Here is a 25802-nt window from a genome sequence, read left to right as displayed (position 1 = left end):
TTACTTCTTCAGCTGCTCCTTGAGAGCAGCAAGCTTGGCGAAGGGCGAATCCGGATCGATCGGCTTTTCCTTACGCGGCGGCTTGGCTTCGAAACGCTGCTGACCCTGCGGTTTCCCGCCACGGTCGTTGCGGTCCGGCCTGTCCTTGCGCTCCCCGCGATCCTGACGATCATTATTGCGGTTGTTGCCACGGTCGGGACGTCCGCCATCACGCTTGCGCTCGCCGTCACCGCCACGATTGGCAGCCTCGCGATTTGCTCCGTCACGATTATCGCGACGGCCTTCGCCACGACGTTCACCCTGTTCGCGTGGCGCCTGATCGCGACCCTCGCCACGGCCTTGACCGCGGTTGCCGGGACGACGGTTTTCACCACGCTGGTTTTCGTTGCGACCACCCGGACGCCAAAGAAGAACAGGCTTCGGCTCGGCAGCCTCGGCGCTTTCCGTCGGCGCAGCCTCGCTAACAGCAGCCTCTTGGCCCACAGCTTCCGCAACCGGCGCTTCTTCAGCAGTTTCGACAGTCGTCGTCTCGGAAACCTGCTCTTCCGAAGCCGGTTCCTCGTGTTCGGTCTCTGCGCTCTCGTCTTCCGTCACCGCTTCAGAAGCGGCCGGAGCGGCAGCACCAGTCTGGTTGGCGAGGAAGGCGTGCGCCTCTTCCGCCGTTACCTGATCGGCACGATAACCGAGACCCTTGAGGATTTCTTCCATGTCGTCGAGCGTTGCGCCGAGAATGGAAAGCATTGCGGTCGTCGTCGTGAAACGGCGGCCGTCATAAGCGCCTTCCGGACGCGGCTGCTGACCGGGCTTCCACTGCAACAGCGGACGGATGAGATCGGCCAGACGCTCGAGAATGTCGATACGCACGGCGCGCTTTCCGAGGAAACGGAAACCGGCGAGCTTGTAGAACATCCGCTCGAAAGTCGGATCCGTTACGACAGAGGTGCGACCGGCGGCCAGCACCGGAATGAGATCGCCGTAACCCGGCTTGCCGAGACCATCGTTCTTCAGCGCCCAGAGCAGCGTGACAAGCTCCGCCGGAGCGGGCTTGAGAAGCGCGGGCAGGAAGACGTGATAGGCGCCGAAACGCACGCCGTAGCGGCGCATGGAGGCACGCGCATCCTGATCCAGCGACTTCACGTCTTCGGTGACGTCACGGCGGAACAGGACACCGAGATTTTCGACCAGCTGGAACGCCAGCCCCTTCGCCAGACCCTGAAGGTCTTCGGCGCGCGAAATATCGTCCAGTGGCTTCAGCACGGTCGCAATCTGATGATTGACGAAACGTTCGACGCGCGCCAGCGCATGATCGCGGGCATTGCCGCTCAACTGCTCGTCGGCAAAGAGGATCACGCGCGGCTTCATGATATTGTCGCCTGCCGAAAGGCGGGCCACCGGTTCGCCCAACCAGCGAACCAGACCATCGGAGCTCAAAGCAAGATCACCGTTTCCGCTGGCGTGCAGACGCGCGGCACGCGCCTCGTATTCGAGCGCGAGCGCCTTCTGCGCAGCAGCCTGCACGGCCTTCTGATCCGGCCCTTCCATTCCCGGCACCGGCGTGAACCGGAACCCGGCCAACTGGCCGACGTGATGTCCTTCTACGAAGACATCACCATTTACACTGATTTCAGCTTCAAGCATCGCATTCTCTCTCAGGCGCCTCATGAGCACAGATGTCCTGCGATCAACAAAGCGTTTCGTCAACCTTTCATGTAGAGCATCGGACAATCGATCTTCGATTTCCCGCGTCTTTTCTTGCCAGTGTGTCGGATCGGCAAGCCATCCTGGGCGGTTCGATACATAAGTCCATGTTCTGATCTGCGCAATCCTTGCAGACAAGGTATCGATCTCTCCATCGGTACGATCGGCGCGGCGCACCTGTTCGCCCATGAAATCTTCGTTCACCGTGCCACGTTTTACCAGATCGAAATAGAGCGTTGAGATCAGATCAGCATGTTGAGCGGGCGCAATGCGGCGATAATCCGGAAGCGCGCAGGCCTCCCAGAGTTTTTCCACCCGCGCCTCCGTCGTCGCCACGTCGATGATTTCAGGGTAGCGCGACAGATATTCGAGCGCCTGCTGGTCGATCGCCGGCAAGGCCCGTGACAGTCCCTGGATCGCCGGGGCAGCTTCGAGGCTCAGACGCAGATTGGTGATGGAGGAAAAATCGAAATTTTTCGTCCGCCATTGCAGCACCTTCACCGAGTCGAACTGATGGGTTTCGATACGCTCCACCAACTCGTCGTCAAATGGATCGACGCGCCCCGTCACGCCAAAGGTGCCATCGCGAAGATGGCGGCCGGCGCGGCCGGCGATCTGGCCGATCTCGCCCGGATTGAGATTGCGGAACTGATAGCCGTCGAACTTGCGGTCCTGCGCAAAGGCGACATGATCGACATCAAGGTTGAGGCCCATGCCGATGGCATCAGTCGCCACGAGATATTCTACGTCGCCGGACTGGTAGAGCCCCACCTGGGCGTTGCGCGTACGCGGCGAAAGCGCGCCCATCACAACGGCTGCGCCACCACGCTGGCGGCGTACCAGCTCGGCAATGGCATAGACCTCTTCAGCCGAAAAGGCGACGATTGCCGTGCGTTGCGGCAGGCGGGTTATCTTCTTCTGGCCCGCATAAAAAAGCTGCGACAGGCGCGGACGTTCGACCACGGTAATTCCCGGCAGCAGCTTTTCGAGGATCGGGCGCATCGTGCCCGCACCCAGAAGCAGCGTTTCCTCCCGCCCGCGCAGATGCAGCACGCGGTCGGTAAAGATATGCCCGCGCTCCAGATCACCCGCCAGCTGCACTTCATCGATGGCGACGAATGCGGCCGTCGTCTCGCGCGGCATGGCTTCCACCGTGCAGACGGAATATTTGGCTTTAGGAGGGGCGATCTTTTCTTCGCCGGTTATCAGCGCCACATTCGGCGCGCCCACCTTTTCGACAAGACGGGTATAGACCTCACGCGCCAGAAGGCGCAGCGGAAGGCCGATGACACCGTTGCCATGTGCCACCATGCGCTCGATGGCGTAATGGGTCTTGCCGGTATTGGTGGGGCCGAGAACGGCCGTGACACCGCGGCCGCTCAGGATCATGGGGCGAAAATTCAACGTACTATCCGTGAATCGACTTCATCTGCTTGCTGTACCGCCCGCCATTCACTGATACGGGCCGCACACGCAACACACATGGCAACGCCCGCCGACAAAGGCAATAGGCCTTGTCCGCAAAGTGGTAACAGGTCCTTCCCCGCCGGAATTTTCCTTTTTGATTCAGATACTTGAAATATTAAAAAGAATCCGGCGAAACCGGAATTGATTCGGATACGGAACAGTCTGCGAACGAATCGAATACGAATCGCTGACTCCAATGGATTCAGCTTTTGTTCTCCGCAACATCTGGTTGGCAGATGCCTGCCCTATACCAGATCGTGAATCCGGGTAAGTCCTTGTCCGGATTCAGCTTTGCGGCACCGGCTTCCGGCGGAAAATACCGCAATCGACTGTCAAGCGGCAATCGCTGGAAAGCCGCTCCGGCACAGGCAGGAACGGCAGTATCAGAGCGCCTCGCCGGCGAGCAGGCGCGGCGCGCCGGCATCTGTCGTGCCGGCAGCCTGACCGATGAAATAGGATTTCAGACCCGGCAAACGATCGACCACACCCAGACCGAAATCACGCATGACGCGAATGGGACCGACATCATTGGAGAAAAGCCGGTTCAGCACATCCGTCGTCACACCCATCCGCAACGTGTCGAAACGCCGCCAGGACTGGTAACGGTCGAGAACGTTGAGAGAGCCGATATCAAGGCCGAGACGGTCGGCCTCGACCACGGTTTCGGCCAGTGCCGCAACATCTTTGAAGCCGAGATTGAGGCCCTGACCGGAAATCGGGTGAATTCCATGCGCCGCATCGCCGGCAAGTGCAAAACGTGGCGCGACGAAGGAACGCGCCAGCGTCAAGCCCAGCGGAAAGGCGCGACGGGGACCGACGGGACGGACCGGACCGAGCTTGTGGCCGAACCGGCGTTCAAGTTCCTCCTCGAACACCAGATCGTCGGCAGCAACCAGCCTGTCGGCATCGGCCGTACGTTCGGTCCAGACAAGCGAGGAGCGGTTCCCTTTCAAGGGAAGCACGGCGAAAGGCCCCGACGGCAGAAAATGTTCCTCCGCGCAGCCCTCATGCGGCCGCTCGTGTTCAACGGTGGTGACGATCCCGGACTGATCGTAATTCCAGTGCACGGTTTTTATTCCTGCCATATCCCGCAAAGCCGAGCGGACCCCATCGCAGGCTATGAGCAGTCGCGCCTCAAGCGACGAGCCGTCGGAAAGTGAAATAGCCGTCGATTGCGGGCCGGCGGAAAAGCCGGAAACACTGAGACCATGACGGATTTCGACGCCGAGGCGCTCACACAGGCCTCGCAGCGCACCCACCATCGCGACATTCGGGACCATATGAGCGAAGGGCCTGCCCTCGTCCACCGCGCCGTCAAATGTCAAAAACACCGGGCGAACCGGATCGGCGGTCTTCGAATCGGTGACGATCATCTTGTGGATCGGCTGGGCCTCCGGCTCGATCTCGTTCCATACGCCGAAAACGTCGAGCATGCGTGTGGCCGCCGCGATAATGGCGGAGGCGCGGACGTCCTTCTTCCAGACATCCTCGGGAGCGGCTTCAACCACCTGCACATTAAGATGTCCGGCTGCCTGCTTAATTGCGACAGCAACGGAAAGGCCGACATAACCGCCGCCTGCCACCACCACGTCCAGCATCGCGCTTCTCCTCAAATCTTGTGCACGCATCATCGGCGCACTATAGACCATGTGACGTCTTCCTACAGCCGGAGCAGGCCGAAAAAATGTCGCATCCCTCGCAAACGTCAGATCCGATGGCCAATCTGATCTCCACACTCGATCTCGAGAAGCTGGAAGAAAACCTGTTTCGGGGTGAAAGCCCGCAAATCGGCTGGCAGCGCGTTTTCGGCGGCCAGGTCATCGCGCAGGCATTGATCGCAGCTCAACGAACCGTGGATGACGACCGTTTCGTTCATTCACTGCATTCCTATTTCATGCGCCCCGGCGACCCGCTGGTGCCCATCCTCTACCAGGTGGAGCGCATTCGCGACGGTGCGAGCTTCTGCACCCGGCGCGTGGTCGCCATCCAGCATGGCAAGGCGATCTTTTCCATGTCGGCGTCATTCCAGATCGTCGAGGACGGCTTCGATCATCAGATAAAAATGCCGGATGTGACGCCGCCCGAAAGGCTGATGAGTGAAGATGAGATGCAGGCGGCCTTCCTCGCCAACGCACCCGCGTCGATCCGCAAATACTGGAGCAACAAGCGCCCGATAGAGATCCGGCCGGTTTCGCTGACCCATTATATTTCGAAGGAAAAGCTGGAACCGCAGCAGGATATCTGGGTTCGCGCTGTCGGCGATGTGCCGGACGATCCACGTTTCCAGTCGGCCATTCTCGCTTATCTCTCGGATATGACGTTGCTCGACACGTCGCTCTATGCCCACGGAACGACGATCTTCGATCCGGCCATTCAGGTGGCGAGCCTCGATCACGCCATGTGGTTCCACCGTCCCTGCCGGCTGGACGACTGGCTGCTCTACACGCAGGACAGCCCCAGCGCCTCGGGAGCACGCGGTCTGACCCGTGGCAATATTTTCACCAGACAGGGTGAACTGATCGCCTCCGTCGCACAGGAAGGTTTGATCCGCAAAAGGGCAAATGCCTAAATAATGCGCTTTTTTGAAAAATCGCACATTTAATAGACGAAAATTGCGCTACCCGATGCCCGTTTTTCAGACGTCTGTCATATAATTTTTATATTTCAATAACTTAGAGGCCGCATCAAAACTGGCACGCCCCTTGAATGTATGTCCGTAGTCGCTGTTACTGATCTGCCAGCGCGAGGAGAGTCGGCTCCGTGCCGAGGACAAACAAAGGATGGGAAACCAGATGAAAATTGTGATGGCCATTATCAAGCCGTTCAAGCTGGATGAAGTGCGCGAAGCGCTCACCGGCGTCGGCATCCAAGGCCTGACCGTGACCGAGGTAAAGGGTTACGGACGCCAGAAGGGACATACCGAGATTTATCGCGGCACGGAATATGCGGTGAGCTTTCTTCCCAAACTGAAGATCGAGATCGCGGTTGCATCAGACGTCGTCGACAAGGCTGTCGAGGCAATCGCGTCGGCTGCAAAAACCGGGCAGATCGGTGACGGCAAGATCTTCGTCTACTCTATCGAACAGGCCGTGCGCATCCGTACCGGCGAAACCAACACAGAAGCGCTTTGAAGCACGGCTGACAGGGAGTTTTCTAGCTATGCAACTCAACAAGTTTTCAACGCTCGGCAAACTGGGTGCCGGTGTGGCAGCCCTGATGGCCCCGGCAATCGCCTTTGCGCAGGATGCCGCGCCGGCAGTAGCAGCGGCGGCCCCCGTTCCGGAAAAAGCCGATACCGCATTCATGTATGTCGCGACGATCCTCGTGCTTTTCATGATCATTCCGGGTCTCGCCCTGTTTTATGGCGGCCTCGTGCGCACCAAGAACATGCTCTCCGTTCTCATGCAGTGCACGGTCATCGGCGCGGTCATGATGCTCGTCTGGGTAATCTACGGTTACTCCTTCGCCTTCGGCGGCGGCACCGGCCCGTATTTCGGCGGTTTCGGCAAGCTGTTCCTGTCCGGCGTTTCGCTTGACAGCACCTCGGCAACCTTCTCCCAGGGCGTCGTGATCTACGAATACACCTTCATCGCCTTCCAGATGACCTTTGCGGCCATCACACCCGCGCTGATCATCGGTGCATTCGCGGAACGCGTGAAGTTCTCGGCAGTCATCCTGTTCACCATCCTGTGGGCCACCTTCGTCTACTTCCCGATCGCTCACATGGTCTGGGACGCGAACGGCCTGATCTTCGGCATGGGCGCTCTCGACTTCGCCGGCGGCACGGTCGTTCACATCAATGCCGGTATCGCCGGTCTGATCGGCGCGATCATGGTTGGCAAGCGTACTGGCTTCGGCAAGGACATGATGGCCCCGCACTCCATGACGTTGACGCTGGTTGGCGCAGCCATGCTGTGGTTCGGCTGGTTCGGCTTCAACGCCGGCTCCAACCTCGAAGCATCTGGCGGTGCGGTTCTTGCAACCATGAACACCTTCCTCGCCACTGCAGCAGCCATCGTTTCCTGGTCGCTGGTTGAAAGCTTCACCCGCGGCAAGGCTTCCATGCTGGGCGCAGCTTCGGGCATGATCGCCGGCCTCGTCGCCGTAACGCCTGCGGCCGGTTCCGTCGGACCCATGGGCGCTATCGTTCTCGGCCTCATCGTCTCGCCGATCTGCTACTTCTTCGTCTCGGTTGTGAAGAACAAGTTCGGCTACGACGACACAGCTGACGTCTTCGGTGTCCACGGCATCGGCGGCATCATCGGCGCCCTCGGCACCGGCATCTTCACGTCGCCGCTGCTTGGCGGCACGGGCAAGGCGGACTTCTCCATCTCCTCACAGCTCTGGACGCAGTTCGTTGCCGTCGCCATCACCATCGTATGGTGCGCAGTCGTCTCGGCAATCCTCTACAAGATCGTCGACGTGATCGTTGGTCTGCGGGTTCCGGTCGAAGCGGAACGCGAAGGTCTCGACCTTGCGACCCACGGCGAAGCCGCCTACCACTCCTGATATCCGGGAAAAGGGGTTCTCCATCCCCTCTCCCAAAAGAAGGCCCGCTTCGGCGGGCCTTTTCTTTGCCGCAAATCCGGAAGCGGCTTTTAAAAAACCGCATGGTTAACACGACATTAACCAGCAAGCTGTTAGTTTTCCCTGTCAATCCGGGATCTGGTCAACTGCCGGATCTTGCCGAAACCACAAAAACTACGGGTTCAGGGACATGGGCAGAATGAATTCTCCGACATTCGACGGTCGTCACACGCGTTTCGTGCTGACGGCGTTTTTCGTGCGGCAGGTCATGGCTCTTGCCGGTTTTGCCTTGCTTGCCACGATTGCGCTGGGGATTACCGCACTTGCCACATGGAACGTGGCGGACCCGAGCCTGTCCTATGCAACAGGCAACCAACCCACCAATCTTCTCGGTTACGGCGGCGCAATCTTCGCCGATATCGTGATGCAGTTCCTCGGCCTTTCCGCAATCATCGCGCTTTTGCCGGTGATTGCCTGGGCGATCGCCCTGATCGCCGGTCGCAAGTTCAACCGGATACCCGCCCGCCTCGTCGCCTGGATCGCCGGCGCCATCGTCTGCGCCGCCTCGCTCGGCTGTTTTCCCGCGCCCGTGACATGGCCGCTGCCGAACGGCATCGGTGGCGTCATCGGCGATATGATCCTGCGCTTCCCTGCTCTCTTCATCGGCGCTTACCCCACCGGCACGATTGCGACGGTGCTGGGCGCTATATTCGCTGCTCCCGCCGCCTTGATGATGCTGTTTGCCGCCGGTCTCGTAGGACGCCCGGAAGATGACCTGGAACAGGAGGAACGCGCGCCGGTCGCAAACAAGGCCCGCGCCACCCGTCAGGTCGAGGAAGAAGACGATGACGAGGGCGAAGGCTTCTTCGCCAATATTCTCGCCTTCGGCGCAATCGCACATTACTGGTACATCTCGCAGGCCCGCCTTCGCCGCCTGTTCGGCCTGAAGTCGAAATCCCTGCACGGCGAATTCGAACACCCTTACGATTTCAACGAATATGAATTCGGCACGTTGAACGAACCCTCCCGCCTCAAGACGGCGATCAACCGCCTCGACCAGCGCGCGGAACCGTCTTTCGAAGAACGCGCCGCATCCCGTCGCCAGATGTCGCCTCCCTCCATCGCGCCCGATCATGATGCGGACGGGGACGACGAACCGTCGTTGGACGCAGACGGTCGGCGATTGCCCAACGGCATTCTCTCGGACGACCAGAGCCTGGACGAGAACGACCCGAAGTTCGTGGCAAGACAGGCACCTGGGCGCGGCCAACCCAGAATAACCGCCCCTTCCGCACGCCCGAAGCCCAGCGAGCGCGTGGCAAGGGAAGCGCAGGCCTCCTTTATTGCCGCAGACGGTTTCCAGCTGCCCACCGTGCATCTTCTGGCGGAACCCAAGAACGTCGTTCGCGACCATACGCTGAACGAGGAAGTGCTGGAGCAGAATGCCCGCCTTCTGGAAGGGGTTCTCGAGGATTTCGGCGTCAAGGGTGAAATCATTCACGTCCGCCCCGGCCCGGTCGTCACGCTCTACGAACTGGAACCAGCACCCGGCATCAAATCCTCGCGCGTCATTGGCCTTGCCGATGACATCGCCCGCTCCATGAGCGCGATCGCCGCGCGCGTTGCAGTCGTGCCTGGCCGCAACGCCATTGGCATCGAGCTTCCGAACCAGACGCGTGAAACCGTGTTCCTGCGTGAACTGGTCGGCAGCCGCGACTTTGAAAACAGCAAGGCCAAGCTCGCCATGGCGCTCGGCAAGACCATCGGCGGCGAACCCGTCATCGCCGATCTTGCCAAAATGCCGCATCTTCTCGTTGCCGGTACCACGGGTTCGGGCAAGTCGGTCGCCATCAACACCATGATCCTGTCGCTGCTTTACCGCATGTCGCCGGAGCAATGCCGCCTGATCATGATCGACCCGAAAATGCTCGAACTATCGATCTATGACGGTATTCCGCATCTGCTCTCCCCCGTCGTTACCGATCCGAAAAAAGCCGTCGTGGCGCTGAAGTGGACGGTGCGCGAGATGGAGGAGCGCTACAAGAAGATGTCGAAGATCGGTGTGCGCAACATCGATGGCTTCAACAGCCGTGTGCAGCAGGCCATCGACAAGGGCGAAATCCTCACCCGCACGGTGCAGACCGGCTTCGACCGCCAGACCGGCGAGGCAATGTACGAGACGGAAGAATTCGACTTGAAGCCCCTGCCCTATATCGTCGTCATTATCGACGAAATGGCGGATCTTATGATGGTGGCAGGCAAGGATATCGAAGGTGCCGTACAGCGCCTCGCTCAGATGGCGCGTGCCGCCGGCATCCATGTCATCATGGCAACCCAGCGTCCGTCCGTCGACGTCATCACCGGCACCATCAAGGCGAACTTCCCGACCCGCATCTCCTTCCAGGTTACGTCGAAGATCGACAGCCGCACCATTCTGGGCGAACAGGGCGCCGAACAGCTGCTCGGCATGGGCGACATGCTCTATATGGCCGGTGGCGGCCGCATCCAGCGCGTGCACGGTCCCTTCGTTTCCGATAATGAAGTGGAAGAGATCGTCGCCTATCTCAAGACGCAAGGCACGCCGGAATATCTGGAAGCGATCACCGAGGAAGACGATGAGGAAGGCAATGGCGGCGGCCCGGCCGGCGCCGGCAATTTCTCCGATTCGGAAGACCCCTATGATCAGGCCGTGGCTGTCGTGCTGAGGGACGGCAAGGCCTCCACCTCCTACGTCCAGCGGCGTCTCGGCATCGGCTACAACCGCGCCGCCTCTCTGATCGAACGCATGGAGCAGGAAGGCATCATCGGCCCCGCCAATCATGCCGGAAAACGCGAAATACTCGTACCAACGGAAGCAGACATCATCGAGCGGTAATGCACGTCGCCCAAAAGGCTGTCGTGGTTTCGGGATAACGACATGCGTGAGGCGAAGACGGCAACCAAGCGGGGCGAAGAAGCGTTAATACACGCTTTCAACGTCATGAAGCCGCCGCCTTTATGCGGAAAATCGCTGCGATGAAGGAGAACAGAATGAACGACCTCACCACCGGCGAGATCGCCACCGCAAACACACCAGAGAACGGCGTGACGCGACGTGGCGTGCTGACGGCGTTTTCCATGGCTGCGGTCATGGCCGGCCTGTCGCCGCTCAACGCATTTGCTCAGGCTGCCGGTAACAGCGCGACCGCGCAGAAAATTGCCAATCACTTCTCGTCGGTCAAAACCATGATGGGAGAGTTTGTCCAGTTTGGCCCGCGCGGTGAACAGACCGGCGGCAAATTTTACATCGAACGGCCCGGCAAGCTTCGCTTCAATTATGAAGACCCCTCGCCCATGCGGGTCATCTCCGACGGCAAGAATGTCGTCATCGGCAACATGAAGCTGAAGACATGGGATTTGTATCCACTGTCAAAGACCCCGCTCAGCCTGCTTTTGTCCGACAAGATCGATCTGAGCAACCAGAAGGTCCGGAACGTGAAGGAAGAGTCGGACCTGACCACCATCGTACTGGGTGACAAGAGCGTGTTCGGCGATTCCACCATTACCCTGATGTTTGACCCGAAAACCTTCGATCTGAGGCAATGGACGACGACCGATGCCCAGAACAAGGACACGACTGTCATGATCTTCAACGTGCAGACGGGCGTTAACCTCGACGAACGCGTTTTCAACATCAACTACGAAGAAGTCCGCAAACGCGGCTAAAGGCCGGGCGGTCCACGGCGACAGTTCAAAAGGCGGCCCTGCGGTCGCCTTTTTCATTTTGCCGCTAAAATGCATTCCCGTTTTCATCGCGATGTTATAAGCCTGCGCCCCGGAAACATGTCTCGGAACAATCGGCTTCGAGGCTACAGAAGCGGAGCACATGCATGTCGTTTTCGATAACCACCTGGAACATCAACTCGGTCAGGCTCAGAATGCCGATCGTGGAGCAGTTTCTGGTGCGTTACAAACCCGACATTCTCTGCCTGCAGGAAACGAAATGCCCGAATGGCGAGTTTCCGATGAAGCCGCTGAAGGCGCTCGGTTACGAGCACGTCATCATCCATGGCCAGAAGGGCTATCACGGTGTGGCAATCGCTTCGAAAATTCCGCTGACAGAAGATCACCGTCAGGACTATTGCGGTATAGGCGATGCACGACACATTTCCGCGATTTTTCAGGTTGGATCGCGCCGCATACGGCTGCATAATTTTTATGTTCCGGCTGGCGGTGACGAACCCGACCGGTCGATAAACCCGAAATTCGGCCACAAGCTGGATTTCATCGAAGAGATGAAGGCGCTTCGCGCCGACGGCGTGCCCGGCACCTCGTCCATTCTCGTGGGCGACCTCAACATCGCGCCGCTTGAAAATGACGTCTGGTCGCACAAGCAACTGCTGAAGATCGTTAGCCATACACCGGTGGAAACTGACGGCATGCTCGATATCATGAAGAAGGGCAACTGGCTCGACCTGATGCGGCTGAACGTGCCTGATAGTGAAAAGATTTATACCTGGTGGAGCTACCGCGCCAAGGATTGGGAAGCCGCAGACCGTGGCCGCCGTCTCGACCATATCTGGTCGTCGCAGGATCTCGGCCCTTCGCTTGAAAAGATCGATATCTTGCGCGAAGCACGCGGCTGGAACCGGCCATCCGACCACGTTCCGGTTACGGCCCATTTCCGTTTCTGAAGCGCTGGCTCTTTAAAATCAGGAGAAGCGGTTCTGCAAACGTGCCGCGCCCGCAGCGAGTGCGGCGATATTATCGCGAATGCGTGCCGTCACGATATCGGCAACCTCGGGAAACTCCTCCACCAGCCGGTGAAAGAGAATGCGCGTTATCCGGATGACCTCGGAATCCTCCGCGGCAATGGCGGTGAATTTCCTCTCACAGAGCGTGAAAAGCGCCAGCTCCGAAAGAAGCGCCCCCTTGCCCGGTGTCGCCTGCAACGCGGGTTTTCCATCCCGCCCGGCCGTAAATAGCTCGAAATGGCCTGACGTCACCGCAAAGGCGCACTCGGCCGGGGAATGTTCCCGGAACAAAGTCTGACCCGCCGCCACGCGGCGGCGTTCCGCGCCGAAGGCGATCAGCCGCAACTGATCGTCGCTGAAGCCCGCAAACAACGGCACTTGCCCCAGAAGCATGATGTCATCCGTCAAGGCCATGTCGATTGCTACTCCAAAAAACCGCCTGCACCACTATAGCGGTTTTCGGATATCGGCCTTCAAAATACAAGATGTTAGAATATTCTGCGTCCTCTCGGACGCAGAAAGGGCGTTCGTTCAGGGAACGATCTTGTATCCGCCGTTCTCGGTCACCAGAATTTCGGCATTGGAGGGGTCTCGCTCGATCTTCTGGCGCAGACGATACACATGCGTTTCGAGCGTATGCGTCGTCACTCCGGAATTATAACCCCAGACCTCTTCCAGCAAGACGTCGCGGGTAACGACGGCGCTCCCGGCGCGGTACAGATAACGGATGATCGCCGCTTCCTTTTCCGTCAGCCGGATTTTTTTGCCGTCTTCAGTCGTCAGCAGCTTCTGGCTGGGTTTGAACTGATAGGGACCGACGGTGAAAACCGCATCCTCGCTCTGCTCGTATTGACGCAGCTGCGCCCGGATGCGGGCCAGAAGGACGGCGAAGCGGAATGGCTTCGTCACATAATCATTGGCGCCCGCTTCGAGACCGAGAATAGTGTCAGAATCGGTATCGTGCCCGGTCAGCATGATGATCGGTGCCTTGAAGCCCCCCTTGCGCAGCAGCTTCACCGCCTCGCGGCCATCCATGTCAGGAAGACCGACATCCATGATCAGAAGATCGACCTGGGCAGTCTTTGCGGTCTGCATCGCCTGCGCAGCGTTTGCGCCGCTCAGAAGCGAGAATTCCTCATAGGGAGATAGTTGCTCAGTCAGCGTCTCCCGAAGATCGTCGTCGTCGTCCACCAAAAGGATAGTGCGAGCCGTCATTCGGATTCTAAGCCTTTCTTACTTTAGCGCATCGGCCCAAAAATCGCCGTTGATTTTCGGAAATCGCAATGCGTAGTTTAAAAGAGTTAGAGCATCCATTGTGCCTCCGAAATAAGGCACGGCGCTCTAATTGTCAGCCAATTCAGCGGTTTGCCGATAAAAGGTCAACCCATTGCCATGATATTACGAAGTGCTATGACTTCACGTTAGATAACCTGCAAAGCAAAATCTCGTGAAAAACATGAGCAGACAGCCCGTAAAGCAACATAAACGCGCATCGACGCTCATGGTTCGGCCGGCGCCTTTGAAAATAAGCCGGGCCATCGTTCAGCTCGGGCATCTCACCTTTCCTGCAGCGATCGGGCGCAACGGCCGTACCGTGCTCAAACGCGAGGGAGATGGAAAGTCACCGATTTCCGTCACGCGCCTGCTGCACGGATTTTATCGCGGCGACCGAACCCCCGCCATCGCCACGACATTGCCGATGCAACGGACGCAGCAATCCATGCTTTGGTGCGACGAGCCACGCAGCGCCAGTTACAACAGGTTGGTCAAGTCCCCTTTCGCACTGAGCCACGAGGAGATGATGCGAAAGGACGGCCTTTATGACGTTTGCCTCGTCCTCGATTGGAACATCACGTCGAGAAGTCGGAACCGCGGTTCGGCAATCTTCATGCATATGATCCGCCCGGGATATGAGCCGACCGCCGGCTGCGTCGCTCTCCATCCCCGCGACATGAGGCGCATTCTGCCTCATATGCGCAAGGGTACGAAAATTCGCATCCTGTAGATCAGGCACAAAAAAACCCGCCGTTCTTGGCGGGTTTTTTTAAAAAAGGAGAAAGCCGGTGATTACGCGGCTTCTTCCTGAGAATCGTCCTCTTCGACGGCCTTGCCGCGCTTCGGACCCTTTGCAAGGTTGACTTCCACCAGGCGAACAGCCTCGGTTTCAGACATCTTGTTGACAGCAGCAATTTCGCGCGCCATGCGATCAAGAGCAGCTTCGTAAAGCTGACGCTCGGAATAGGACTGCTCCGGCTGGTTTTCCGCACGGTAAAGATCGCGCACAACTTCAGCAATCGCGATAAGATCGCCGGAATTGATTTTCGCATCATATTCCTGGGCGCGGCGCGACCACATGGTACGCTTCACACGCGCCTTGCCCTGCACCACTTTCAGCGCCCGCTCGACAAAATCGCCTTCGGAAAGCTTGCGCATGCCGATGCTCACGGCTTTAGCGACGGGAACTTTAAGACGCATCTTGTCTTTTTCGAAATCGATGACAAAAAGCTCAAGCTTCATGCCGGCAACTTCTTGTTCCTCGATGGCAGAAATGGTACCGACACCATGAGCGGGATACACAATCGCTTCACCGGTTTTGAAACCGTGATGTGCTGGAGATTTCTTCTGCTGGGTCGTCATTCGTTCTAAAAACTCCCTGTTACATACCCGGCAACGCCGGGGTTGGGTCGGTCAGGCCCTGATGAGACGGGGGAACCGTCAGGTGACTCCGCACTGGTCCAGCCGTGCACGCAAAAACACACCTTCCCGCATTGCGGGCTTCGATAACGTAAACGCTCGATATGTCACGGAAACCGCGTGCAAAAGAGGTGTTGCTTTCGTGGTGTTTTTGGGCACACAAATGCCACGCTGTGGATCAGTATCGTTGGTGTACCACAAAAATAGGCACAAATCAATAATTTGCTTCGACCGTGGCCGCAACATCACATGGCGGCCAAAGAACCACCTATAAATGGGCTACCGGAATACTGTCAAATGCTTCGTAACCGGTCCCTACCGTATAAGAAGCAAAAAAATTTCACTTCCCAACTGAAGAAACACGAAAGCCTCTTAAACTCTTCGTAATTACACGCCAATATCCGATTCGAATGAAAAGGCAAAATCCGCAAATTGACGGTGCTTTTTTACGTTAAAGTGTGATTTTTGGAGGAATCCACATCAAATGGGCTACAGAAATAATCCAAAACGCGAAAAACAGATCGAAAAAGCACGACAGCAGGCAATCGCCGAAAACGCGCCATTTCTTGATCCGGGTATAGTCTATGGAAGAGCAAGCGCCGACGACATAGAATATTATTCCGCCGAAATGCTGGCCGCAAGCGCGGCGCACAGTTTCGAGGCTCTTTCGCGCTGGACTGGAGACGCGCCCCATATCAGCATCGCCCAGGTGGAGGGCGTCACCCCGCGGGATATTCCGGTAACGGTTCTGACGATTATCGGCCGCAATATGCCCTTCCTCTACGATTCCGTCATGGGTGAGGTCACAAGCAGCTATCGCGGCCTCTATCTCGCGGTCCACCCAATTCTGGTGCCGGATGCAACGGCGCAGGCGGGTTATCGCCTTGCGGAGCCTGATGACGATCCCACCGGGAATATCAGCCTCATCCAGCTGCACATCGCCCCACTGACCCAGCAGGCCGCAACGGCGCTGGAAGAAAGATTGCGTTTTGTGCTGGCGCAGGTTCAGTCCGCCTACAGAGACTGGCGGCCCATGCTGTCGAAACTCGACGAAGCCCTAGACGAATTGTCCAAACGCGGCTCCTCGCGGCGCAAGACCGAGCGCGCGGAAGCCGTCGAGTTTCTCAACTGGCTTCGCAACGACAATTTCACCTTCCTCGGCATGCGCGATTACACCTATTCCGGAACGGGAAAGAACGCGAAAATCGAACGCGGTGACGGCGTCGGCCTCGGCAGTTTGAGCGATCCGGATGTGCGCGTGCTGCGCCTTGGCAAGGACGCTGTGACGACGACGCCTGAAATCCTCGCCTTCCTCGACGGTCCGGATTTCCTCATCGTCACCAAGGCAAATGTGAAGTCCATCGTGCATCGCCGCGCTTATATGGATTATATCGGCATCAAGCGCTTCGACGAGGATGGCAATGTCATCGGTGAATTGCGCATCGTCGGCCTTTTCACCGCCACCGCCTATACGCGTTCGGTAAAGCACATCCCGCTGCTACGTGCCAAAATTGCGGATGTCGAGCGGCATTTCGGTTTTGATCCGAACAGCCACTCCGGCCGCATTCTGCAGAACACGCTGGAAGCCTATCCGCGCGACGATCTCTTCCAGATCGAAACAGATCTTCTGATCCGCTTCATCGAGCAAATCATGGAACTGAGCGACCGGCCACGCGTGCGCGTTCTCGCACGTATCGACCGTTTCGACCGCTTCGTCTCGGCCATCATCTTCGTGCCGCGCGAGGAATACAATTCCTATGTGCGCGAGAAGATCGGCGACTATCTTAGCAAGGTCTATGACGGGCATATTTCCGCCTATTACCCTGCCTTCCCCGAAGGCGCTGTCGCCCGCGTCCATTTCATCGTCGGCCGCACGGAGGGCAAGACGCCGCGTATCGCGCAGGACAAGCTGGAGGATGCCGTCAGCGATATCGCAGCACGCTGGATAGACCATTTCGTTGCCCTTTCCGAACCTGGTGCGCCGGTGCTGGAGGTGGATCAGGCCTATCAGGAAGCCTTCACGCCGGAAGAAGCGATTGGCGACATGGCGGATATTCTGGCCACTGTGAAGGGTGAGCCGGTCCGCATCGAATTTTACCAGCAGGAAGGCCAGTCAGCTGAGACGCTGTCGCTGAAGATCTTCCATCGGGATGGCCATCTGCCACTGTCGCGCCGTGTGCCGCTGCTGGAAAACCTCGGTTTCAACGTCATCAGTGAGCGCACCTTCGACATCGGTGTCATCTCGGATGGCGAAAAGCGCGACATCGTGCTGCATGATATGGAACTCGCCGTCGCCAAGGGCGTGACGCTCGATCTGCCGCAATACGGACAGAAACTCGAAGAAGCATTCCTTGCTGCCTTCTCGGGCAAGGTCGATAATGACAACTTCAACCGGCTGATCCTCGCCTGCGGCCTTACCGTGCGCGAAGTGTCCGTCCTGCGCGCCTATGCCCGTTATCTGCGCCAGACCGGAATCGTTTATTCCCAGGAGCATATTTCCGAAACACTCTTTAAATATCCGACCATTTCACGGAATATTTTCGCGCTGTTCAAGGCTGGCTTCGATCCGTCCATCGACGAGAAGAAGCGGCTGAAGAAACTGGCAGAGATGCACAAGACGATCGAAGCGGCATTAAGCGGTGTTCCCAATCTCGACGAAGACCGCACCTTGCGGCGTTATGTCAACGCCATCGACGCCACGCTTCGTACCAACTACTTCCAGAAAAACACCGATGGCACGCCGCGTGACCTGTTGGCGTTCAAGTTCGATCCCAAACATCTGGACGGCCTGCCCGATCCGCGTCCCTTCCGCGAAATCTTCGTCTACGGAACCGAAGTAGAAGGCGTGCATCTGCGCTTTGGCAAAGTGGCGCGCGGCGGTCTGCGCTGGTCGGATCGCGGCCAGGATTACCGCACGGAAGTGCTCGGTCTCGTCAAGGCGCAGCAGGTCAAGAATGCGGTGATCGTTCCCGTTGGCGCCAAGGGCGGCTTTTTCCCGAAGAACCTGCCTGTTGGCGGCTCCCGCGACGAGGTCTTCAATGCAGGCCGTGAAGCCTACAAGACCTATATCCGCACTCTTCTGTCCATCACCGACAATATCGTCGACGACGCCGTCGTACCGCCGGCCGATACGTTGCGGCTTGATGGTGACGATCCCTATTTCGTCGTCGCCGCCGATAAGGGGACCGCGACATTCTCCGATACGGCAAACGGCCTCGCCCACGACGCCGGCTTCTGGCTGGACGATGCCTTCGCATCGGGTGGTTCCGCCGGTTACGACCACAAGAAGATGGGCATCACCGCGCGCGGCGCCTGGGAAACGGTAAAGCGTCATTTCCGCGAAATGGACACCGACATCCAGACCACGCCCTTCACAGTGGCGGGTGTCGGCGACATGTCCGGCGACGTTTTCGGCAACGGCATGTTGCTGTCGGAAAAGATCAGGCTGATCGCAGCCTTCGATCACCGCGATATCTTCATCGATCCGGATCCCGATACCGACAAATCCTTCGCTGAGCGCAAGCGGCTTTTCGAATTGCCACGCTCAAGCTGGCAGGATTACGACCGTTCAACGCTCTCTAAAGGGGCAATGATCATCTCGCGTTCCGAAAAATCGGTGACGCTGACGCCGGAAGCCGTCGCTGCCATCGGCATCGACAAATCCGTTGCCACACCCTTCGAGATCATGACTGCCATTCTGAAGGCGCCAACCGATCTTCTGTGGTTCGGCGGCATCGGCACCTATATCAAAGCGGCGGTGGAAACCAACGCCGAGGTGGGTGACAGGGCGAACGACCCCATCCGCGTTAACGCCACCGAGCTGCGCGCCAAGGTCATCGGCGAAGGCGCCAATCTCGGCATTACCCAGAAGGGCCGTATCGCCTATGCACTGGCGGGTGGGCGTTGCAATTCCGACGCCATCGACAACTCGGCCGGCGTGAATTCCTCCGACGTCGAGGTCAATATCAAGATCGCCCTCGCCTCCGCGGTCAATAGCGGTCGCCTGACGATGCCGAAGCGCAACCAGCTTCTTGCCTCCATGACGCCGGAAGTGGCGCAGCTGGTGCTGCGCAACAACTACTTGCAATCGCTGGCAATCTCGCTGACGGAGCGGCTTGGGCTTGCAAACCGGGAAGAACTCGGCCGCCTGATGAGCGCGCTGGAGGCAACCGGCCAACTGAACCGCAAGGTCGAAACCTTGCCGAGCAATGCCGAGCTAAGCGAAAGATATGCCACCGGCAAGCCGCTGACCCGGCCGGAAATCGGCGTGCTGCTTTCCTATGCCAAGCTGACGCTGTTCGACGCTCTGGTGGCAAGCCCGCTGCCCGACGAACCCTATCTCCAGCATCTGCTCGCAGACTATTTCCCGGCCAAGATGCAGAAGAACTATGCAGACGATATCAAGGCGCATCGCCTGCACCGCGAAATCGTTGCGACAGCGCTCGCCAACGCCGTGGTGAACCGCGGCGGCCCTGGCTTCGTGCAGAAACTCGCCGATGCGAGCGGCCTCTTGTCGGCTGATGTCGTCAAGGCAGCGGTGATCGTGGAGGATGGTTTCGGCCTCAAACGTCTTTGGAGCGAGGTCGACGCGCTTGACGGAAAGATCGGCGGAGAAGTCCAGAACGGACTTTATGCCACGATCACCCGCATCTACTCCGATGCAAGCAGGCTTTATCTGCAAACCGGGAGCGTGGGCGCTGGAACGAGCGACATGGCAACCGAAATCGAGCGCCTGAAAACTGCCATCAAGACGCTATCGCCGGCAGCGGCGAAATATCGCCGCGAGCTTGGCGTCACGGAAATCGACGGTGTTCCCTCTGGCCTTCTGGAGGAGCTGGATACGCTTTCCCTGCTAGTCTATGTGCCTGAAATCATGCGTATCGCCGAAAATGCGGGCACGACGCTTGCCCGCGCCGCCGAAAGCTACGCCACGGTCTCCTCGACCTTCCGTGTCGCGCGGCTGCTGGATGCCAGCCAGCGCATCACGCCGGCCGATCACTACGAGAGCCTGGCTCTTCTGCGCAGCCAGGACCAGATCGCCTTGTCGAGACGCCGGATCGTCATCTCGGCCCTCACCGAGTATGCGAAGGAAAAGGACCCGGTTCAGGCCTGGTATGCGGCCGACCGCGTGCGCGTCAATCGCATCGTCTCGGAACTCGGTGCACTGAGCGAAAGCGGCGATACCAACCTCGCCCGCATGACAGTGGCGGCGGGGCTGCTTGGTGATATCGTTCAGACGCGCTGATCGACCATTCGACAAACGCCATCCGGGTGATTGGCCCGGATGGCCATAAATGAAGCGTTTGCGCCGGCATCACGCATTTTATCCCCCATATCCGATAGGACGATGAATGACTGTCCCCTCCCCAAATGCGGAAACAGTGGTTGCCAAACGCGGCATCTGGGGCTGGGTCATGTTCGATTGGGCGGCACAGCCCTTTTTCACGGTCGTTACGACCTTCGTTTTCGGACCCTACTTTGTCGCCCGCCTCACCGATGATCCTATTTCGGCGCAGGCGACATGGAGCAACATGGCGACGGTCTCCTCGATCATCATCGCCCTCTTCTCGCCCATCCTCGGCTCCATTGCCGACCAGTCCGGCGCGCGCAAACCGTGGATCGCCTTTTTTGCCGCCATCAAGATCGTCAGTCTTTTATTACTCTGGTTTGCAGCACCGGGTTCGCCGCTCATCCTGCCCATCGTCTGCATGATATTCGCATCCATCGCGGCGGAGTTTTCGATCGTCTTCAACGATTCCATGATGCCGCGACTGACCAATCCGCAGAATGTCGGACGCATTTCCAATCTCGCCTGGGGGCTCGGTTATCTCGGCGGCACGGTGGTGCTGATTGCCGTTGTAACGCTTCTGGCCGCAAATCCACAGACAGGACTGACTATCGCCGGTATCAAGCCGCTTTTCGGTCTCGATCCCGCAACCGGCGAGGACGCCAGAATAACCGGCCCAATAGCCGCAATCTGGTATTTGCTCTTCATTCTGCCGATGTTTCTGCTGACCCCGGATGCGGACAGGGGCCTACCCTTCGGAGCGGCGATCCGCTCTGGTCTTGCGGAGCTCAAGACAACCCTGCGCGAACTTCGAGACAGACCCGTCCTGTTGCGGTTCCTGATTGCACGTATGCTTTATCAGGACGGCGTCAACGGCGTGATCATTCTGGGTGGAGTATTTGCGGCGGGAATGTTCGGCTGGGCGACGATGGAAATCGGCCTCTTCGGCATCCTGCTCAACGTCGTCGCCATCGTGGGTTGCTTTGCGGCCGGGCGCGTCGATCAGAAACTTGGCTCGCGGATCACCATCCTCATCAGCCTGGTTCTTCTGCTCATCGCGACGGTCGGCATCGTCTCGACAGAAAAGGCCTCGACACTGTTTGGCTGGATCCAATTGCCGACAGCGGATAATGGCGGCATCTTCGCAACCGGCGCGGAAAAGGCCTATCTGCTCTATGGCATATTGATTGGCCTCGCCTTCGGTCCCGTTCAGGCCTCGTCGCGTTCCTATCTGGCGCGCAACATCACCATTGCCGAGGCGGGACGCTATTTCGGCATCTATGCGCTATCGGGCCGCGCCACCAGTTTCATGGCGACGCTGTCCTTTTCAATAGCAACCTACCTTAGTGGCTCCGCACATATCGGCATGGCCACCCTCATCGTTTTTCTGGGGTTGGGGTTTGTTCTGTTGCTGCGCGTCCCGGAACGGGCGGCAAACTGAAGAACCGGAGAGAGCATTTGAGGGGTCTCACTCGAAATGCTCCAGCCTCCTTCAGAGCTGATCGAGTTTTTGCTGCAATGCGCGCAGCTGCGACTTCAGCTCATCGATTTCGGATGCATTCGGCTTGCGCGTTTCCTTGGGCGCCTGCGGCATTGCAAAAGGCGTGAACCCCTGCATTGCCTGCCGGAACAGTTCCGTATTGCGGCGAATCTGCTCTTCCATCATTTGCAATGGAGCCTGGAAATTCCGGGCAAGCGACCCGTCACCGAACGCCTTGGCCATATGCTCCTGCATCTGGCTCTGCTGATCGGAGAAGGTTTTCATCGAATGTTCGAGAAATGTCGGAACGACCATCTGCATCTGGTCACCGTAATAGGAGATCAACTGCCGCAGAAACGCCGTTGGCAAAAGCGTATTGCCGGTTTTGGCTTCCTGTTCAACAATGATCTGCGTCAGAACCGCATGGGTGATGTCTTCGGATGATTTGGCGTCCTGAACCTTGAAGTCCTCGCCGCGTTTAACCATCTGCGCCAGATCATCCAGCGTCACATAGGTGCTGGTTCCGGTGTTGTAGAGCCGCCGGTTGGCATATTTTTTAATGATTGTTTCGCCGTCGTGTTTTGCCATGCCCGCCTCCTCGCGATGATGGTATTTTCTTGTTTTTTGGTGTTATTGCTCTTCCCGCGCGAAGTGTATGCGCAAAACAAGCCTCGTGACAAATGTTTTGTGCATCGCAACAGTTTGTTTTTTGCGCAGCAATTTTCCGCAAGATTCCGGCTTGATTTAGCAACATCTTTTAAAGCAACTTTCGGCATTTGACTTGTATTCAAAGCTTTGCCAGTCTCCGCCCGCAAGTGAGGAGAAACAGATGACGCCTTCAATCGTGATTGCCAGCGCTGCGCGCACTGCCGTCGGTTCTTTCAATGGTGGCTTTGCCAATACGCCCGCCCACGAGCTTGGGGCAACCGTCATCAACGCCGTCCTGGAGCGCGCCGGTGTCGCAGCCCATGAGATCGATGAGGTCATCCTCGGTCAGGTGTTGACGGCAGGCGAAGGGCAGAACCCGGCGCGGCAGGCGGCGATGAAAGCCGGCATTCCGCAGGAAGCAACCGCCTTCGGCATCAATCAGCTATGCGGTTCCGGCCTGCGCGCCGTCGCACTCGGCATGCAGCAGATCGTTACCGGCGACGCGGCCATCATCATTGCCGGCGGGCAGGAATCCATGTCCATGGCGCCCCATTGCGCGCATTTGCGCGGTGGCGTGAAGATGGGCGATTTCAAGATGATCGACACCATGCTGAAAGACGGCCTGACGGATGCCTTTTACGGCTACCACATGGGCATAACCGCCGAGAACATCGCCCGGCAATGGCAGCTTTCCCGTGATGAACAGGACCAGTTCGCTGTCGCATCGCAAAACAAGGCCGAAGCCGCGCAGAGCGCCGGCCGTTTTGCAGATGAGATCGTGGCTTTCTCGGTCAAGGGCCGCAAGGCAGATATCATCATCGATGCTGACGAACATATCCGTACCGGCGTCTCGCTGGAAACCATGGCAAAGCTGCGCCCCGCCTTCGACAAGGAGGGCACGGTAACGGCCGGCAACGCCTCCGGCCTCAATGATGGCGCGGCTGCCACACTTCTGATGTCGGAGCAGGAAGCGGCAAAGCGCGGTATCAAACCGCTGGCGCGCATCGCCTCCTGGGCGACGGCGGGTGTCGATCCGCAGATCATGGGAACCGGCCCCATCCCCGCCTCACGCAAGGCGCTGGCCAAGGCAGGCTGGTCGATCGGCGATATCGGCCTCGTTGAGGCCAACGAAGCCTTTGCCGCACAGTCCTGCGCTGTCGTGCGTGAGCTTGGTCTTGATCCTGATATCGTCAACGTCAATGGCGGTGCGATTGCCATCGGCCATCCGATTGGCGCATCCGGCGCCCGTGTGCTGAACACGCTGATTTTCGAGATGCGTCGCCGCAACGTATCGAAGGGGCTCGCGACGCTCTGCATCGGCGGCGGCATGGGTGTTGCCATGTGCATCGAGGCGCTCTGAAAACCGCCGTGCGGCCTTCCAAAAAGCAATTCCGGTTCAGCGGCCAATAGGGTAGAAGCGGTCTCCCATTGGCCGCATTTCTGTGGCCGTTGAGCACGGCTAAAACAGTTCAGGAAATGGAGGCCATATGAGCCGGGTTGCGTTGATTTCGGGCGGGACAAGCGGCATAGGCGCAGCAATAGCCCGCGCCTTGCAGGCAGCCGGCTACCAGGTGGCCGTCAACTACGCCTTCACGACCGATAGGGCAGAGGCCTTCCAGAAAGAAACCGGCATCCCCGCGTTTCAATGGGACGTGCGAGACTATGATGCCTGCGTAAAAGGCATAGCCCAGGTTGAAGAGGTCTTCGGCCCCGTCGAGGTTCTCGTCAACAATGCCGGCATCACTCGCGATGCGATGTTTCACAAGATGACACCGCAGCAATGGCGCGAGGTGATCGACACCAACCTCACCGGCGTCTTCAACATGACGCATCCCGTCTGGCCGGGTATGCGCGACCGCGGCTTCGGTCGCATCGTCAATATTTCCTCCATCAATGGCCAGAAGGGCCAGGCTGGCCAGGTCAACTATTCAGCCTCAAAGGCTGGCGATATCGGCTTTACCAAGGCGCTCGCCCAGGAAGGCGCAAGCCGCAACATTACCGTCAACGCCATCTGCCCCGGTTACATCGGCACGGAGATGGTGAGGGCTATACCGGAGAAAGTGCTGGCCGAGCGGATCGTGCCGCAAATCCCGGTCGGGCGCCTGGGCGAACCGGAAGAAATCGCGCGCTGCGTCCTGTTTCTCGTGTCGGACGAGGCTGGTTTCATAACCGGCTCCACGATGACCGCAAATGGCGGGCAATATTTCGCCTGAGATCGGCACCCTTCTAACGGGAAGGAAGCAGGTAAACTTTTCGTGATATTTGCCCTGATGATATCGCCACGCACGAAAACTTGATCGAAAAATACCGCAATATAGGAACTGCTAAACTAATGAAAATACGACAGTTTTCGTATAGTTTAGAATGAATCCAGAGTTCACTTTCGGATATCCTCGGAGGTTTTTCTTGACAGTGGGTGTCCTGTTTTGGTTTAAGAACGAAAACAACGTGTTGCGTCATACAGGCAGTCGATCATGCTGGTTTGCAGCTGCAATTACATCACCGACCACGATATCCGGGACGTCATTAACGAGCTCCTCGATGAGGACTGTTGGCAGCTTATCGTTCCGGCAAAAGTGTATCATGCCATGGAAAAACGTGGCCGCTGCTGCGGCTGTTTCCCGACTGTCGTCGACCTGATCATACAGACAACCGAAGAATATCACGCCCGTCGCCACTCGACGGAAGCAGATGTTTTTGATTTTATGTCCCGCTTGAAGCGATTCCATGAAGAGAACAGGAGAGCGGACATTGAAAGGCGACACAAGAGTCATCGAGCGGCTTAACGAAGCCCTTTTTCTAGAACTCGGTGCGGTAAACCAGTATTGGCTTCACTACCGACTTCTGAATGACTGGGGCTACACCAAGCTTGCAAAGAAGGAGCGTGCGGAATCCATCGAAGAGATGCAGCACGCGGACAAGATCATCGATCGTATCATTTTCCTGGAAGGTCATCCCAACCTCCAGACCCTGGCTCCCCTGCGCATCGGTCAGAACGTCAAGGAAGTGCTCGAAGCCGATCTGGCGGGCGAATATGACGCACGGACGTCCTATAAGAAATCGCGCGACATCTGTTCCGAGGCCGGAGACTATGTCTCGATGAAGCTGTTCGAAGCACTGCTGATCGACGAGGAAGGTCACATCGACTTCCTTGAGACCCAGCTCGAACTGCTCGGCAAGATCGGTGCGGAAAAATACGGCCAACTCAACGCCGATTCCGCCAACGAGGCAGAATAAGCTTTCGCAATCGACCAAAGAAAAGGCGGCC

General features: G+C 58.1%; 19 protein-coding genes. 13 read left to right on the top strand and 6 right to left on the bottom strand.

The genetic code is table 11. The features are described from left to right. A complete protein-coding gene (locus J5276_RS00380; protein ID WP_112153918.1) occupies positions 1-3087 on the bottom strand; it encodes a helicase-related protein in 3087 nt (1028 codons plus the stop codon). A 461-nt stretch (positions 3088-3548) separates the two neighbouring features. After that, complete coding sequence (locus J5276_RS00375; protein WP_370647577.1) at positions 3549-4901, bottom strand: ubiquinone biosynthesis hydroxylase; 1353 nt, start codon at positions 4899-4901, stop codon at positions 3549-3551. Here J5276_RS00375 and tesB point away from each other — a divergent pair. The 6 genes from tesB to J5276_RS00345 all read left to right on the top strand — a co-directional run bounded on the left by tesB (position 4850) and on the right by J5276_RS00345 (position 12365). Next, positions 4850-5734: an acyl-CoA thioesterase II gene (gene tesB, locus J5276_RS00370; RefSeq protein WP_026330899.1), complete on the top strand. Its 885-nt coding sequence runs from the start codon at positions 4850-4852 to the stop codon at positions 5732-5734. The genes J5276_RS00375 and tesB overlap by 52 nt on opposite strands. A gap of 211 nt (positions 5735-5945) precedes the next feature. Continuing rightward, a complete protein-coding gene (locus J5276_RS00365) occupies positions 5946-6296 on the top strand; it encodes a P-II family nitrogen regulator (RefSeq protein WP_019565993.1) in 351 nt (116 codons plus the stop codon). Between the two features lie 28 nt (positions 6297-6324). Continuing rightward, positions 6325-7674 (top strand): ammonium transporter, encoded by a 1350-nt coding sequence (locus tag J5276_RS00360; protein ID WP_003516494.1) that lies wholly within the window; start codon positions 6325-6327, stop codon positions 7672-7674. Between the two features lie 217 nt (positions 7675-7891). Then, the gene (locus tag J5276_RS00355) at positions 7892-10567 is read left to right on the top strand and encodes a DNA translocase FtsK (RefSeq protein ID WP_162632945.1); all 2676 of its coding nucleotides are present in this window, start codon (positions 7892-7894) and stop codon (positions 10565-10567) included. 155 nt (positions 10568-10722) lie between these two features. Continuing rightward, complete coding sequence (locus J5276_RS00350; protein ID WP_013636963.1) at positions 10723-11397, top strand: outer membrane lipoprotein carrier protein LolA; 675 nt, start codon at positions 10723-10725, stop codon at positions 11395-11397. Positions 11398-11561: 164 nt separating this feature from the next. Beyond that, on the top strand, positions 11562-12365 hold the full coding sequence (locus tag J5276_RS00345) for an exodeoxyribonuclease III (protein WP_013636964.1): 804 nt from the start codon (positions 11562-11564) through the stop codon (positions 12363-12365). An 18-nt stretch (positions 12366-12383) separates the two neighbouring features. On the opposite strand, the gene J5276_RS00340 is transcribed toward J5276_RS00345, so the two are convergent. Together J5276_RS00340 and J5276_RS00335 are read right to left on the bottom strand one after the other, a co-directional pair. Then, the gene (locus J5276_RS00340) at positions 12384-12839 is read right to left on the bottom strand and encodes a cyclic nucleotide-binding domain-containing protein (RefSeq protein ID WP_013636965.1); all 456 of its coding nucleotides are present in this window, start codon (positions 12837-12839) and stop codon (positions 12384-12386) included. Positions 12840-12956: 117 nt separating this feature from the next. After that, the gene (locus J5276_RS00335; protein WP_003492637.1) at positions 12957-13640 is read right to left on the bottom strand and encodes a response regulator transcription factor; all 684 of its coding nucleotides are present in this window, start codon (positions 13638-13640) and stop codon (positions 12957-12959) included. A gap of 286 nt (positions 13641-13926) precedes the next feature. Between J5276_RS00335 and J5276_RS00330 the strand changes: the two genes are divergently transcribed. After that, positions 13927-14430, top strand: a complete 504-nt coding sequence (locus tag J5276_RS00330) for a L,D-transpeptidase (RefSeq protein WP_111782624.1) — start codon at positions 13927-13929, stop codon at positions 14428-14430. A gap of 62 nt (positions 14431-14492) precedes the next feature. Here J5276_RS00330 and J5276_RS00325 read toward each other — a convergent pair whose 3' ends face one another. Continuing rightward, positions 14493-15062, bottom strand: a complete 570-nt coding sequence (locus J5276_RS00325) for a CarD family transcriptional regulator (protein WP_003492641.1) — start codon at positions 15060-15062, stop codon at positions 14493-14495. 541 nt (positions 15063-15603) lie between these two features. Between J5276_RS00325 and J5276_RS00320 the strand changes: the two genes are divergently transcribed. Further along, the gene (locus tag J5276_RS00320; protein WP_112153919.1) at positions 15604-20364 is read left to right on the top strand and encodes an NAD-glutamate dehydrogenase; all 4761 of its coding nucleotides are present in this window, start codon (positions 15604-15606) and stop codon (positions 20362-20364) included. A gap of 106 nt (positions 20365-20470) precedes the next feature. Next, on the top strand, positions 20471-21847 hold the full coding sequence (locus J5276_RS00315) for an MFS transporter (protein WP_112178781.1): 1377 nt from the start codon (positions 20471-20473) through the stop codon (positions 21845-21847). A gap of 51 nt (positions 21848-21898) precedes the next feature. Here the strand turns inward: J5276_RS00315 and phaR are convergent, their stop codons facing one another. Next, the gene (gene phaR / locus J5276_RS00310; protein WP_003516476.1) at positions 21899-22474 is read right to left on the bottom strand and encodes a polyhydroxyalkanoate synthesis repressor PhaR; all 576 of its coding nucleotides are present in this window, start codon (positions 22472-22474) and stop codon (positions 21899-21901) included. Between the two features lie 241 nt (positions 22475-22715). Here phaR and J5276_RS00305 point away from each other — a divergent pair, with 241 nt between their 5' ends. The 4 genes from J5276_RS00305 to bfr all read left to right on the top strand — a co-directional run bounded on the left by J5276_RS00305 (position 22716) and on the right by bfr (position 25771). Further along, entirely contained in the window at positions 22716-23894 is a 1179-nt protein-coding gene (locus J5276_RS00305) for an acetyl-CoA C-acetyltransferase (RefSeq protein WP_038492527.1), read from the top strand. 127 nt (positions 23895-24021) lie between these two features. Further along, complete coding sequence (phbB, locus tag J5276_RS00300) at positions 24022-24747, top strand: acetoacetyl-CoA reductase (protein WP_112153921.1); 726 nt, start codon at positions 24022-24024, stop codon at positions 24745-24747. Between the two features lie 261 nt (positions 24748-25008). Beyond that, positions 25009-25320 carry a bacterioferritin-associated ferredoxin gene (locus J5276_RS00295; RefSeq protein ID WP_013636971.1) on the top strand — a complete coding sequence of 104 codons (312 nt, stop codon included), beginning with the start codon at positions 25009-25011 and terminating at the stop codon, positions 25318-25320. Beyond that, on the top strand, positions 25286-25771 hold the full coding sequence (gene bfr, locus J5276_RS00290) for a bacterioferritin (protein ID WP_003516472.1): 486 nt from the start codon (positions 25286-25288) through the stop codon (positions 25769-25771). Before J5276_RS00295 ends, bfr begins: the two co-directional genes overlap by 35 nt. Positions 25772-25802 lie beyond the last annotated feature (31 nt).

The organism is Agrobacterium sp. S7/73, from assembly GCF_019355535.1.
In the GTDB taxonomy this organism is placed as follows: Bacteria; Pseudomonadota; Alphaproteobacteria; order Rhizobiales; family Rhizobiaceae; genus Agrobacterium; species Agrobacterium tumefaciens.
The sequence above is the reverse complement of the archived record's forward strand: the minus strand, read 5'-3'. Positions and strand labels throughout refer to the sequence as shown.

Bases quoted from the DNA above. Each gene is read 5' to 3' on its own strand.
- J5276_RS00380 (WP_112153918.1), bottom strand. From the start codon at position 3,087: ATGATCCTGAGCGGCCGCGGTGTCACGGCCGTTCTCGGCCCCACCAAT.
- tesB (WP_026330899.1), top strand. From the start codon at position 4,850: ATGTCGCATCCCTCGCAAACGTCAGATCCGATGGCCAATCTGATCTCC.
- J5276_RS00365 (WP_019565993.1), top strand. From the start codon at position 5,946: ATGGGAAACCAGATGAAAATTGTGATGGCCATTATCAAGCCGTTCAAG.
- J5276_RS00360 (WP_003516494.1), top strand. From the start codon at position 6,325: ATGCAACTCAACAAGTTTTCAACGCTCGGCAAACTGGGTGCCGGTGTG.
- J5276_RS00355 (WP_162632945.1), top strand. From the start codon at position 7,892: ATGAATTCTCCGACATTCGACGGTCGTCACACGCGTTTCGTGCTGACG.
- J5276_RS00350 (WP_013636963.1), top strand. From the start codon at position 10,723: ATGAACGACCTCACCACCGGCGAGATCGCCACCGCAAACACACCAGAG.
- J5276_RS00345 (WP_013636964.1), top strand. From the start codon at position 11,562: ATGTCGTTTTCGATAACCACCTGGAACATCAACTCGGTCAGGCTCAGA.
- J5276_RS00340 (WP_013636965.1), bottom strand. From the start codon at position 12,839: ATGGCCTTGACGGATGACATCATGCTTCTGGGGCAAGTGCCGTTGTTT.
- J5276_RS00335 (WP_003492637.1), bottom strand. From the start codon at position 13,640: ATGACGGCTCGCACTATCCTTTTGGTGGACGACGACGACGATCTTCGG.
- J5276_RS00330 (WP_111782624.1), top strand. From the start codon at position 13,927: ATGGTTCGGCCGGCGCCTTTGAAAATAAGCCGGGCCATCGTTCAGCTC.
- J5276_RS00325 (WP_003492641.1), bottom strand. From the start codon at position 15,062: ATGACGACCCAGCAGAAGAAATCTCCAGCACATCACGGTTTCAAAACC.
- J5276_RS00320 (WP_112153919.1), top strand. From the start codon at position 15,604: ATGGGCTACAGAAATAATCCAAAACGCGAAAAACAGATCGAAAAAGCA.
- J5276_RS00315 (WP_112178781.1), top strand. From the start codon at position 20,471: ATGACTGTCCCCTCCCCAAATGCGGAAACAGTGGTTGCCAAACGCGGC.
- phaR (WP_003516476.1), bottom strand. From the start codon at position 22,474: ATGGCAAAACACGACGGCGAAACAATCATTAAAAAATATGCCAACCGG.
- J5276_RS00305 (WP_038492527.1), top strand. From the start codon at position 22,716: ATGACGCCTTCAATCGTGATTGCCAGCGCTGCGCGCACTGCCGTCGGT.
- phbB (WP_112153921.1), top strand. From the start codon at position 24,022: ATGAGCCGGGTTGCGTTGATTTCGGGCGGGACAAGCGGCATAGGCGCA.
- J5276_RS00295 (WP_013636971.1), top strand. From the start codon at position 25,009: ATGCTGGTTTGCAGCTGCAATTACATCACCGACCACGATATCCGGGAC.